The sequence below is a fragment of the Streptomyces cucumeris genome, from assembly GCF_024295805.1.
Classification (GTDB): domain Bacteria; phylum Actinomycetota; class Actinomycetes; order Streptomycetales; family Streptomycetaceae; genus Streptomyces; species Streptomyces cucumeris.
On sequence record NZ_JANCLX010000006.1, the window covers coordinates 79,901 to 92,657 of the forward strand.

Annotated in this window: 7 protein-coding genes and 1 riboswitch; of the genes, 5 read left to right on the forward strand and 2 right to left on the reverse strand. The window is 72.3% G+C overall.

From position 1 onward, the window contains the following. Positions 1-31: 31 nt before the first annotated feature. The 5 genes from NMK44_RS11050 to fxsT all read left to right on the forward strand — a co-directional run bounded on the left by NMK44_RS11050 (position 32) and on the right by fxsT (position 9,043). Entirely contained in the window at positions 32-589 is a 558-nt protein-coding gene (locus NMK44_RS11050) for a hypothetical protein (protein WP_254741015.1), read from the forward strand. Between the two features lie 80 nt (positions 590-669). After that, positions 670-1,809 (forward strand): phosphorylase family protein, encoded by a 1,140-nt coding sequence (locus NMK44_RS11055; RefSeq protein WP_254741018.1) that lies wholly within the window; start codon positions 670-672, stop codon positions 1,807-1,809. 177 nt (positions 1,810-1,986) lie between these two features. Then, positions 1,987-3,477, forward strand: coding sequence for a VMAP-C domain-containing protein (locus tag NMK44_RS11060; protein ID WP_254741021.1), 1,491 nt, complete (start codon positions 1,987-1,989; stop codon positions 3,475-3,477). Then, positions 3,474-4,649 (forward strand): AAA family ATPase, encoded by a 1,176-nt coding sequence (locus NMK44_RS11065; protein ID WP_254741024.1) that lies wholly within the window; start codon positions 3,474-3,476, stop codon positions 4,647-4,649. The genes NMK44_RS11060 and NMK44_RS11065 overlap by 4 nt, the downstream gene beginning before the upstream one ends. Beyond that, the gene (fxsT, locus tag NMK44_RS11070) at positions 4,646-9,043 is read left to right on the forward strand and encodes an FxSxx-COOH system tetratricopeptide repeat protein (RefSeq protein WP_254741027.1); all 4,398 of its coding nucleotides are present in this window, start codon (positions 4,646-4,648) and stop codon (positions 9,041-9,043) included. Before NMK44_RS11065 ends, fxsT begins: the two co-directional genes overlap by 4 nt. 15 nt (positions 9,044-9,058) lie before the next feature. Here fxsT and NMK44_RS11075 read toward each other — a convergent pair whose 3' ends face one another. After that, a complete protein-coding gene (locus NMK44_RS11075; RefSeq protein WP_254741030.1) occupies positions 9,059-10,942 on the reverse strand; it encodes an HEXXH motif domain-containing protein in 1,884 nt (627 codons plus the stop codon). A gap of 397 nt (positions 10,943-11,339) precedes the next feature. Beyond that, entirely contained in the window at positions 11,340-12,086 is a 747-nt protein-coding gene (locus NMK44_RS11080) for a DUF4232 domain-containing protein (RefSeq protein WP_254741033.1), read from the reverse strand. A gap of 493 nt (positions 12,087-12,579) precedes the next feature. Further along, positions 12,580-12,757: riboswitch (cyclic di-AMP (ydaO/yuaA leader) on the forward strand.

Genomic DNA, 12,757 nt, shown 5'->3' on the forward strand with positions numbered 1-12,757 from the left:
TCGTCTCTGAGGAGCGCGGAGGGGGGCGCCGGTGGCGCGGGACGGGAACGGCGAAGCGGAGACACTGGCCAACAGGCTGCTCATCGTGGAGTACGAGCAGGTGAAGGAGGAGCAGCGGGCGCGGATCGGATTCCGGGACAACCTGCTGTACGCCACGCTCGCCTCGATGGTGGCCATCATCACCTTCTCCTTCCAGAACGGCGGCCAGCCGGAGCTGCTTCTGCTGCTGCCGCCCGCGTCGGTGGTGCTGGGCTGGGCGTATCTGGTCAATGACGAGAAGATCTCGGCCATCGGCCGTTATGTGCGCGGGGACCTGGGGCCACGGCTGGCGGCGCTGGCCCCGGGGTCCACGCGGGTGTTCGGATGGGAGACGGCCCATCGCGACGACCACCGCCGGATCTCCCGCAAACGGCTGCAACTCGCCGCGGACCTGCTGCTGTTCTCGGCGGCACCGCTGGCCGCGCTGATCGTCTGCTGGTCCGCCGAGCCGCTGCGGCCCTGGCTGCTGGCGCTGTCGGTGGCCGAGGTGGCACTGGTCGCCGTGGTCGGTGTGCAGATCGTGCTCTACGCGGATCTGCGCCGTCCGTGATGTGACCACGTACATCGACGCCGGGCCCACGGTGGCGCAGCATGGTGGGTCCGGGTCGGAACGGTGCCGAGGGGGAAACGGTGACGGCTGGCGACAACGGGGGATCCGTACGGGCGGACGTGGTGGTGCTCACCGCGCTGGAGGTGGAGTACCGGGCGGTGCGCGCCCATCTGGAGGAGGTCCGCCCGGCGGGAGCCGAGCGGGGCGCGCTGTTCGAGGTGGGCACCTTCGCCGAGGGGCCTGCCGGGCGGCGGGTGGCGATCCATATGACCGGCCCCGGCAATCCGGGTGCGGCCGCCGCGGTCGAGCGGGCCGCGGCGCTGTTCGCACCGCGCGCGCTGCTGTTCGTCGGAGTGGCGGGCGGACGCAAGGATGTGGCGCTGGGCGATGTGGTGGCCGCCGACGCGGTCTACGACTACGAGACCGGCAAGGACACCGAACAGGGCTTCCTGCCCCGGCAGAAGACCCACCAATCGGCTTACGGACTGGTGCAGTTGGCCCGGATCGTCACCGCCGGGGACGCCTGGCAGCGGCGGATCCGCCCGGCGGACGGCTCACCACTCCCCCGCGCCCATGTCAAACCGGTCGCGGCGGGCGGGCGTGTGGTGGCGCACCACGGCTCGGACACCGGCCGCAGACTGGCGGCGGTCGCGGGGGACGCCGTCGCGGTGGACATGGAGGGCTTTGGGTTCCTGGCCGGGGCGTATCTCAACCAGCATCTGGACGCCCTGGTGATCCGGGGGATCTCCGATCTGCTGGGCGACAAGGGCGAGGCACATGACGAGCGCTGGCAGCCGGTGGCGTCCCGGCATGCGGCCGCCTTCGCGTTCGAGCTGATCGGGCGGCTTCCCGGGGCCTCGCACCCGGCGCCGCCCGCGCCCGCCGCGCCCTCGCTGACGGCGCACACGGTCGTGCCGTCCCCGCGCCGCGGCCGGGTGAAGCTGACGATCCATCAACTCGGTGCGCTGGCCGATGTACTGCTGGACATCCCCGGGATGACCGCGCCCGCCCGCTGGCAGCAGCTGCTCGACGAGCTGCCCACCGTCGGCACCGCCGTGAGCCGTCAGTCGGCAGGCCGGGCCGAGGCACTGGCCCTGCTGCGCACCTGTGAGGCGCACGGCGCGCTGACCGAACTGGTGGAGGTGGTGTCCGTCCTCGCGCCGGACACCCCGGCGGCGGCCGAACTGGCCCGGCGGGTCGGGGAACTGGGCCGGGGGTGAGCGGGGCGCCCACCGGCGCCCCGGCGGCCGCCGGGGCGGGAGGGTGTGTCACCGGAGGCGTGCGGGGCATACCAGTTGTCCGGAGTCCGGGCGGGCGGCGCCCGTGTGTGGCAGGGTCTCCGGCGGGGGATCACCGGCGGCGGGGACCGGTGATACGGGTTCGGGGGAGGGCATGGCATGGCGGCCATGGCGGAAGGCGGCCTGGCATCGGTCACCAACCTGGTCACGGCGCTCAAGGAGTTCCGCTGTCTGACGGACCCGGACTCCCGTGCGCTGTGTCTGGAACTGGTCGCCATGGAGCTGGAGTCGGCCGTACCGGTCCGCAGCCACCGGGTGACCGACTACTTCCTGGTCGAACTGGCCCGGGAATGTCTGGACAACGTACGGGTGATGCGGGCGCTGCGCGCCTCCCTCGCGGTGATGGTCTCCGACACGGCCGCGATGAAGCAGCTCGACGCGGTCATGGAGCAGATGACGGCCCGTCCGGCGCTGCCGGTGCCCGCCACCTCTCAGCTGCGCTCGCTGCTGGAGGAGCTGGAGATCGGGCATCTGGGGCAGCTCTGCCGGGCGGCGGCGGGCCCGCTCCAGGACGTCCCCCCGGTCACCGGCCCCTGGCACGCCTTCGAGGTGCTGAGCCGGATGAACGCCCAGCCGGGCAGTCTGCCGCCGGGTCTGGCCCTGGTGGAGTATCTGGCCGCCTCCGCACAGCCGTTGACGACGGCGGACGCGCTGCGGGCGTGGGCCGATGAGCGGGCCCGGGAGTTGTCCCTGACCTCGCAGCTGAGGTCGCTGCGCCAGCAGGTGGGCCATACCGCCCCGGCGGAGCCGGTGGACGCCTATCTGGTGATCCGGCTGCTGCCGCAGGCGGAGCCGGAGCGCTACGAACTCTCCTCCTGGCACCAGTACGACCCCACCGGCTGGCATCCGGTCCGCGGTCCGGTCACCCAGGTCACCGCGGCCACCGCGGAACGGGCCGTCCAGGACCTGGTGTACGCGGCGGCGGAGGAGTGGGACGACGCCCGGTGCATCCATGTGGAGTTCATGCTGGGCCCCGAGGACCTGAACCTCCCGGTGCACCTGTGGCGCCAGGAGCTGGACAGCGATCTGGCCACACCGCTGTACATGGACTTCCCCGTGGTGATCCGCAGTCTGGAGCGCTGCCAGACCCGGCGCTGGCACCGTTCCTGGAAGCAGCGCTGGCAGATCTTCGCCGACCAGCCCCAGCGTTCCAAGCAGCTGGTCATCGACGGCCCCGACCCGGACAGTCCGCGCTCGGGCGATCCCGGCGGGCTGCTGGCCCGGCTCAAGGCCGATCCGTATGTGGTCGCGCTCGTCCTGAACTCGCCCCCGGGGACCACCCCCGAAGGTACGTACGAGGCACTCGCGGCATGGCGGGCCGGGATCCCGGTGGTGACCTGGGACCGCCGCCACGCCCGGGCCCCCGACCTGGTCCACCGGCTGGGACAAAAACCGGCCGAGGCCAGCGGGAACCTGGCACGGCTCCGCGAAGCCGTGACAGAGTTACGTCTGGACGCCCATACGATCGACGCCGCGGAGCGGGAGCATCACCCGGGACAGCACGTGATGCTCGTCTGGGACGACCCGACCCGTCCCGTGGAGCCGGTGGGGCGGTTGACGGGGCCGGACGAGGGGGTGGGGAGCCGATGAGCGAGGCGGAGTCCGCGCGACGGCACAACGGACGGGTCCACGGCGATCCGGGGTCCACCGCCGCCGCGCCGCCGTCCGGGATCCCACGTCCCTGGTGGATCTACCAGGGCACCGGCCGCCCCCTGCACGATGTCGACCTGGAGGAGATCCTTCCGCCGCCGCCTCCCTGGCGCACCTTCGGCGGGGTCTCGGCCTGCCCTCCGGACGCCGACGCCCCCGGGGCGTTATCGGACCGGGACGGTGTGCCGGCCGAGCCCCCGGCACCCCCGGAGGAAGAGCAGGACGCGGCCCGCCGGCTGGGCGCCACTCCCCTGGGTCTGCGGGCCGGGGCCGAGGAGGCCGATGTCGTCAACGCGGCGCTGATCCTGCGCCGTCCGCTCCTGGTCACCGGGCGCCCCGGCACCGGCAAGTCCACGCTGGCCTACCGCGTCAGCCGGGAGCTGGGGCTCGGCCGCGTGCTGCGCTGGCCGATCACCACCCGCACCACGCTGCGGTCGGGGCTGTACGGCTATGACGCCGTGGGCCGGGTGCACGCCGCCGCGGCCGGACAGGCCGCGGAGGGCGATCCCCAGGAGCCGGGTCCTGAGGACATCGGGGACTTCCTCCAACTCGGGCCGCTGGGCACCGCGATGCTGCCCTACCGGCTCCCCCGGGTGCTGCTCATCGACGAGTTCGACAAGAGCGATATCGATCTGCCCAATGACCTCCTCGACATCTTCGAGGCCGGGGAGTACGCCATCCCCGAGCTGGTGCGCGTCCGCCGCCGCCGGCCGGCCGTATCGGTCCTCACCGACGACCCGGACCGCAGCACCGTCATCGCCTCGGGCCGGGTGCGCTGCAACGCCTTCCCGGTCGTGGTCATCACCAGCAACGGCGAACGGGAGTTCCCGCCCGCGTTCCTGCGCCGCTGTCTCCAGCTTCGGCTCCCGGATCCGGACGCCGACCGGCTGGCCGCGATCGTGGCCGCCCATCTGGGCCGGGCGGACGATCCGCGGGCCCAGGAACTCATCCAGATGTTCCTGGAGCGCAGTGAGCTCGAAGGCGGGCTCGCCGCCGACCAGTTGCTCAACGCGGTGTACCTGGTGACGTCCCAGTCGCAGGTACCGGGCCCCGAATGGGAGGAGCTCCTGCGCGCCGTCTGGCACCGGCTGGACGCAGCAGGCCCGACATGACTCACGACCCAGGCCGCGGATCCCCCGGGCCCGGCCCACAGGGCCTGGACTGGCGGCAGGTCGCCGACGCCGTATGGCTGGCCGTCTGCAAGGCGGAGACGGACCGCGGACCGGACCGGGCCCCTCCGGGACCGCTTCCCCCGACCCCGGAGGCGGACGCCCCGCCGCCCGGTGACGACCCGTCCGAACCCCCGCCGGAGCGCGGACCGGAGGAGGAACGGGCGCCCGGACCGGACCACTCCCTCCTCGCACCCCAGCCCGTCGGACTCGTCCCGGCCGCGGAGCGTCCGGATCCTGCCGCGGAACCGGCCGCCGCCGACGTGGTCGTCCCCGCGCCCCGGCTGTCCCTCACCGCTCCGCCGCTCGCCGAGCGCGCCCTGTCCCGGGCGCTGCGTCCGCTCAGGCGCACCACACCGTCCCCGGTCGCGCTGGAGGTCGACGAGGAGGCCACCGCCGAGCGCGCGGCACGCGAGGGGCTGTGGGTGCCCGAATGCGTACCGGTGCGGGAGCGCTGGATGGACGCGGTCCTGGTACTCGACTGCGGACGTTCGATGGTGGTGTGGCGGCGGACCGCGGCCCGGCTGGCCACCGTGCTGCAACGCACCGGCGCCTTCCGGGACGTACGGGTGCACCGGTTCGACAGCGACCGCGCGTTACCCGACGGCGGGCGCGGCACGGCCGGCCCCGGGGAGCCCCCCGGCAGCGGTTCGCCGGTGGCCGGAATGGCGCCGCGCGACAAGCGGGCGGTGCTGGTGCTCACCGACGGCATCGGCGCGGCCTGGGCCGATGAGAGCGCCCAGCGCGCCCTGGCCCGCTGGGCGCGGTGCGCCTCGGTGGCCGTCCTGCATGTACTGCGCCAGGGCCGCTGGGCGCACACCGGGGTGTCACCGGAGCGGGTGCGGGTGCGCGTTCCCGCACCGGGCGCCCCCAACGCCACCTGGCGCCCGGCCGACGGTGGCGCCTGGCCGGGGGGCGAGCCCCCCGTACCGGTGCTGGAGATGGACGCGCGCTGGATGGCCGGATGGGCCCAGCTCGTGGCCCGGCCCCCGGCCCGGGGCCAGGAGACGCTGGCCCTGCTGCCCGGGGCACCGGCGGAGCGCTGGGAGCAGGAACCGGAACCGAGCGCGCTGGACCGGGTCTTCCGGTTCCGCTCGACCGCCTCCCCCAGCGCCTTCCGGCTGGCGGCCCGGCTGGCCGCGGCCCCGTTGAACATCCCGGTGATGGAGTTCGTCCAGGGCATCCACCAGCCGGAGGGCAGCCCCGGCGATCTGGCGGAGATCCTGCTGGGCGGGCTGCTGCGCAAGGTGGGGGCGGCTGATCCGCTGGACGAGACGGGGATCGGCTATGAATTCCACAGCGGTGTGCGGGAGCTGCTGCTGTCGGCGGGGATGCGCGACGAGTCGCTGTACATCCTGCGCAGTGTGCTGGACCGGCTGGGGAAGCGCTGGCAGCCGCTGCATCTGCTGCGGGACCTGCTCAACCACCCCTCGGAACCGGTGCGGGACCTGCCCACCACCGAGCGGCTGCTGCCGTATCTCAGACTCCAGGAGCAGGTCTACCAGGCGCTGTCGGGGCCGTATCTCGAAGGCGCGCGCTCCTTTCGCGCTCTTGTCCTCGCCCATCAGACGGTCGCCCCTATGGGCGAACGGCCCCCGGATCCCGTTGATGAAGGGGCCGACAGGGGAAAAAATGTGGTCCCCGAAGCGGCTGAGGCGGTTGCCGTGACTGACTCCATCACTCCCCGATCCACCGCGCGTTCCCATGCCGACGATCCACCCGACCCGCCGGCGCACCGCGCGCCGGGCCCGGCGGGAGAGCACCTGAGAGGAAGTTTCGTGTCCGTGACCGCTGCCCGGTCCCTGCCCGCCGTGGAGGAGCGCCGTGCCGGGGATCCCCCGTCCATCTGGGGCAACGTACCGCCCCGGAACAACAACTTCACCGGACGGCAGACGCTGCTCGACATGCTCCACGAGCGGCTGCGCAGCGAGGGCACCGCGGCCGTGCTGCCGGAGGCGCTGCACGGGCTCGGTGGTGTGGGCAAGTCCCAGATCGCCCTGGAGTACGTCCATCAGCACGCCGCGGACTACGACGCGGTGTGGTGGATCCCCGCCGAACGCCCCGAGCAGATCCGCCATGCGCTGGTGCAGCTCGCCGAGCGGCTGGGGCTCCAGGCGGGCATGGAGGCCAACACGGCCGTGCCGACCGTCCTGGACGCGCTGCGCACCGGACGGCCCTGCCGCAACTGGCTGCTGGTCTTCGACAATGCCGAGGAGCTGGAGACGGTCCGCCCGTTCTTCCCGGCGGGCGGTCCCGGCCGCATCCTCGTCACCTCGCGGAACGCCCAGTGGTCACGGGCCGCCCGCACCGTGGAGGTCGATGTCTTCGAGCGCGAGGAGAGCATCGAGCTGCTGCTGCGCCGGGGACCCGAACTCCCGCGCGACCAGGCGGACCGGGTGGCCGACGCGCTCGGGGACCTTCCGCTGGCCATCGAGCAGGCGGCGGCCTGGCTGACCGAGACCGGGATGCCGGTCGACGAGTACCTCCAGGTGTTCGAGGACGAACGGGCCGATGTCTCCACCCGGCGCAGCGAACTGCTCGCGGCGGGCGTCCCGGTCGACTACCCCGAACCCGTCGCCGCGGCCTGGAACATGTCGCTGCGCAGGCTGGCCGAAACCCATCCCGGGGCGCTCCAACTGCTCCAGATGTGCTCCTTCTTCGCGCCCGAGCCGATCTCCCGGCGGCTGTTCTCGGGGGTGCGGGGCGTCTCGTTGTCGCCCGAGCTGTCGGAGGTGCTCCAGGACCCGATCAAACTGGGCCATGCCATCCGCGAGATCAACCGCTATGCCCTGATCAAGATCAATCACCGCAGCAACACCATCGAGATGCACCGGCTGGTGCAGGCGGTGCTGATCGGCCAGATGTCCCCGCAGCAGCAGGCGGATATGAAGCACAGCGCCCATGTGCTGCTGGCCTACGGGGACCCCAATGACGTGGCCCCGCCCAACTGGGGCCGCTACGCCGATCTGCTCTCGCACGTCCGGGCCTCCCGGGCGATGGACTGCGACGACAAGTGGGTGCGGCAGATGGTGCGCAACCTCGTCCGCTTCCTCTATGTCTGGGGCGACCACGAGGGCGCGCTCGAACTGGGCCGCCAGGTGCGCGAGAAGTGGGTGGAGACCCTCGGCGAGGACAGCCCCGAGTCGCTGGCGGTCTCCCGGACCCTGGGCCATGTCCTCACCGTGCTGGGCCACTTCGAGCAGGCGCGGGAGCTGAACAGCCGCACCCTGGAGCTCCAGCGCGCCGCCGAGGGCGACGACCATGAGAACACGCTGGTCACGCTGGGCGCGGTGGCCAGTGACGCACGCTTCCAGGGCGAGTTCGCCCGCTCGCTGGAGCTGGAGAGGGACCGCTGGAGCCGGACCCGGCGGCTGTTCGGCGAGGAGGATCCGTACACCATCGCCGCGGCGAACGACTACGCCCTGGGGCTGCGGACGGCCGGTGACTACGCACGCGCCCGCGAGGTGGACGAGAGCGCCCACGCCCTCGCGGAGGTCATCCTCGGCGAGGACAACCTGCTGGCCATCCTGCTGGAGACCAACGTCACCATCGACGTGCGCGAATGCGGTGACTACATGACCGCCCGCGGCATGCTGGAGCAGACCTGCGCCCGGATCCGCAGGGTGCTGCCGCAGAACGCGCCCATCGGCGTCTACGCCCTGCGCAATCTCGCCGTGGCGCGCCGCAAGGCCGGGGACCACGAGGGTGCCCTGGAGATCAGCCAGGAGGTGCTGGAGCGCTACCGGCTGCGCTACACCGAGCCCAATCTCAACATCACCGCCACCTCGCTCAACCTGTCGATGGACCTGCGGCAGACCGCCGATCTCGACGGCGCCCGCGAACTCGGCCGGAGCTGTCTGGAGGACATGCGGGCCGCGCTGGGGCCGCGCCATCCGGTGACCCTGAGCGCGGCGCTCGACCTGGCCATCACCCTGCGGCTGCTGGGCGAGACGGAGGAGGCGCTCCGGCTGAACACGGAGACGCTGCCGCTGCTGGTCGAGCGGCTGGAGGCCGACCATCCGGTCTCCCTGGCCTGTGCGATCAACCTGGCCAGCGATCACTTCACACTGGCGGACTACGAGGAGGCCCGGCGGCTGGACACCGGCACCCTCGCGGCCTGCCGGTCCCGGCTGGGCGAGGACCACCCCACCACGCTCGCCTGCGCGCTCAACCTGTCGGGTGATCTGCGGGCGCTGGGTGAGGGACGGTCGGCGGAGGAGCTCCACCAGGACGCGCTGACCCGGATGCGACGGGTGCTGACCGCCGCCCATCCGGCCACGGTGGCGGCAGCCCGGGGCATCCGCGCGGACTGCGACGTGGAGGCCATGGCGTTCTGAGCCGGCCGGGAGCGCTCATCCGGCGCGGGAGCCGATCCACTCGGCGAGGGCCAGTGGATCGGGGCCCGGGCCGGGGTGCGCCGCCGCGTCCCGTAACGCCCGGTGGACGGCGAGCACCAGCTCGGGACGGGTCCGCAGTGCCCGACGCGCGGTGCTGTCCGGCAGGCTGAGCGCGAGCCCGGCCCATGCGGAGAGATCGTCCGGCGACTTCTCCAGCCGGGCCCGGTAGCCGTCGAGCGCGGCTCCGGACCGTCCGGCGGCCCAGTCGAGATCGGCTGCGTCGGGGGTGCCGCCGTCGGGGCCGTCGCCGCCGGGGAGCCGGACTCCCCCGTCCGCGTGGAGCCGGGCGTACGCCACTGGATCGCCGAGCCGCCGGCGTACGAGCGCGGGGCGCGTCGGGGATTCGGTGGGGGCCGCCCGGACGACGGTCCCGGGCAGGTCCCGCGGCGGGGCGGCGCCCTGGTGCCGGGCCCGCGCCCACTGGGCGGTCCGCTCCGGGTCGCAGCGCAGATGGCGCAGCCGGTAGAGGAGCTCGGCATCGAGGAGCACAGCGTCGGCCCATCGCCGCGGCAGCGCCGGTACGGTCTCGGCCGGCCAGTCGGCGAGCCGTTCCCCGGCGAGCCGAAGGAACCTTTCACCGCGGGATGTGAGCCGGGCGTGTGTGAGCAGTGTGCGCAGCCCCCGGGCGGTCTGCGCCCGGCGCAGGGCGAACTCGAACGCGGCGGTGTCCCGGACCGGTCCGGCCCCTGTGCGGTGCCACCGGTCCCACCAGAACCCGGTGACGCCCAGGAAGGCGTACACCCCGTGCAGCAGTCCGCGCAGCGGTCTGGGGTCCGGGCGCCAGGGGGCGTGGTGCACCTCCTCCAGTCCCCCTTCGATCAGCGGCACCAGGTCCATCAGCGCGCTGAGCTTGATGTGCTGGGCCTCGTGCACCAGCGACGCGGCCAGGGCGAGCGGGTCCGCGGGGCGGCCCAGCAGGACGCATCCGTGCGCCTCCGGGGACGAGGCGCTGAACAGCTCGGGGTGGGCGGTGTACGGCACGGGGACGAGGGATCCGATACACGCGGCAATACCGCCCGGATCCACCTGTGTCTGTTCGGCGACCAACCGCCAGGCGCCGTCGAAACACGTCCGCCAGTGCCGCCACTCGTCCTCGTCGAGCCTTTCCGGCGGGGTGGTGCGGAGGAAATCGCGATAGGGGTCGACATCGTCGAGGAAGGGGGCGCTGATATGCCCGTGGTGTTCGCCGCGCAATCGCCGGAGACCGTACCAGCCGGGCGCATTCCCGGCGCATTCGGCCGGCGCGTTTCCGGCGCGGTTCCCGGTGGCCTTCCCGGCGCGGTCGAATGGCAATGGCACGCTATGGGGTCCGGCGGTGAGCGCGGCCTTCCCTTCCGGTCCGCGGACGACCTCGGCGGTTTCCGCCGTACGGTCCGGAAGGCGCGCGAAACCCAGGGCGGGCAGCATCACTCCGCCCTCGCGCACCGCCACCGTGATACGGAAGTCGATCCCCGCGAGAAGCGCGGCCGAGGCGGCCATCGCGTACAGATAGCCGGTTTCGGTCCACAGCGGTGCGGTCCCCGGTGACCGGCCGCGCAGCCTGCGCAGACAGCGGTTGAGCCAGGTGCCCGTCTGGGGGTGCAGCAGGACGCGGTCCACGGCCGCCGGGTCCGCGCGCTCCGCCCGGATGAGGAGGCGCCACGGCTCGCGGACAGCGGGGAGCGGGCCCGGCAGCGCGGGGTGGCCGGAGGCGATGCCGACCAGTGCGCGCAGCAGGAGCATGGTCCGGCTGCGCTGCCCGGACCGCAGCTCGGCCACCGACGACACACCGCCCGCACCCCGGCCCAACTCGGTGAAGCACCGCTCGGAAAGGCGATGAAAGGAACGCTCAGCCGTCATGGCCACCTTGTTCCACAAAGCGAGGGATGCGGCACTATTCCGGTGTTCTCTCGCTGACGCAATTCTGTCCGGACGTGGCGGCGGTCACCAGGGTGGGTGGAAATTGGACGGCATCGAGCAACCGCTGGGTCACCGAAGGGAATCCGTCGCCCCGGTCAAGGTCCTCGAGGGTCGCTCCCGAAAGGTCCAGCAGCTCCGTCTCGACCCCGGTCGCGACTCGCTCCATGACACCGTCCCCCTCCGGACGCTCACCACCGGCTCACCTGAGGCACCCCTCATGGTGACCTACCCCTTTTGATTGCGAAAGGGTGAACACAGCCAGTCGGCGCCTGGCTTGTCAAGATTTTCGGACACTTCTACCCGAGATGACAGCGGTCCGGTATGCCGCTGACAGATGTCAGGCGCCGCCCCCGGAACGCACCGCTTCGACATCGAAGACCCCGCCGCAGACACGGAAGGAGTGCGCCGCGACCTTCATCGCGCGGAAGGAGTCCGGCGGATAGACCCGGATGCTCGTGGCGGACTTCCAGCAGGGGGTGTCGGTGACGCCCTCGTTGAGGGTGTGCAGCAGCGCGGAGGCGCTGCCGCCCGGGGGCAGCGGGATGGTGGAGTGCGAAGCGCCCCGCCGGGCGGCGGGCTCGCCTATCAGCGCGCCGTCGGCGTCGAGCAGGGACACCCCCGGGAATCCGGTGAGGGTGCAGGCCGAGGTCGAGGCATTGGTGAGGACCAGCGGCAGATACACATTGCCCGCACCCACGTCCTTGCGGCCCACGGTCAGCTTCAGCCGTTCCGTGGAGCAGATGCGGCGCGCGGAGGGAGCGGCACCGGAGCCGGATGCCGACGCGGAGGCCGATGCCGACGCGGGACCCGCGGCGGTCCGGTCGGCGGATGGAGTGGAGCGCCGCTCCCGCGGAGCCGGGGCCGCCGCCGATTCCGCAGCGCGGGCCGATTCCACGGCGCGGGCCGATTCCGCCGCGTGAGCGGCACCGGAGCCGCCGGAACGCTCCCACGCCCCCTCCCCCTCGTCGGTGCCGCAGCCGGTGGCCGTGGCCAGCGCGCCGATGAGCAGCGCGGATAAGACCAGCGGCCGGGAGCGGGCCATTGCCGTGTGCCGTGCTCCCGTCGCGCCGTGCCCTTGCACCATGAGCGACCTCCCCAGGTCAGCCGTCGGCCGGGGCAGCGGCCGCGAGGGCGCGTGCCCCGAATGCTTCCCGTCCATCCCCCTTGGCTCACCCTTCCCCGCTTTGGCGCCCTTATGTCACCCGATGCATTGGCCGCATTTCCCTGGCAAATCCGCATATCACGCACTACACCGTTATCGGTTTAAATCGGAAAGCAGTGACGCAGGTCACAAAGAAAGCCACCAATTGATCGATTTCCAGGCGGAGATCAACAGACGGCAACGGATTCCACTGTGGCGTAACGTTTCTGACGGACATTCGGAAGTTTTCGCTCTCGCTCTCCGGAGGAGACCCGGCGCACAGAGTGACACCGGACGCGATGCCGGAGAACCGGTGCCTTGATCGAGAACCCGAGACCTTGTCGTGACCAAAACGATGTGTTTACTGTGCGGCTCTCGTCGCATTCCATGCGGCGGCCTCCTTCGCCGGAGCGCCGAGTCCTGCCGTCGGCTGAGGGGTAAAACGACGACCTGTCACGGCAGGAGCGGGGGAACCAGGTAGGTGCCGTACCGCGTGGACCGCGCGGCACGGCTTGGGGTGAAGACGCAGCACGAGGCCATGGCCCCGTGCGCCTGCGGCCGGGCAACTCCAGCCCGAACCCGACAGCTCACCTCGCAGGCGTAGGAGAGGAAGA

Bases quoted from the DNA above. Each gene is read 5' to 3' on its own strand.
- NMK44_RS11060 (WP_254741021.1), top strand. From the start codon at position 1,987: ATGGCGGCCATGGCGGAAGGCGGCCTGGCATCGGTCACCAACCTGGTC.
- NMK44_RS11065 (WP_254741024.1), top strand. From the start codon at position 3,474: ATGAGCGAGGCGGAGTCCGCGCGACGGCACAACGGACGGGTCCACGGC.
- fxsT (WP_254741027.1), top strand. From the start codon at position 4,646: ATGACTCACGACCCAGGCCGCGGATCCCCCGGGCCCGGCCCACAGGGC.
- NMK44_RS11075 (WP_254741030.1), bottom strand. From the start codon at position 10,942: ATGACGGCTGAGCGTTCCTTTCATCGCCTTTCCGAGCGGTGCTTCACC.
- NMK44_RS11080 (WP_254741033.1), bottom strand. From the start codon at position 12,086: ATGGTGCAAGGGCACGGCGCGACGGGAGCACGGCACACGGCAATGGCC.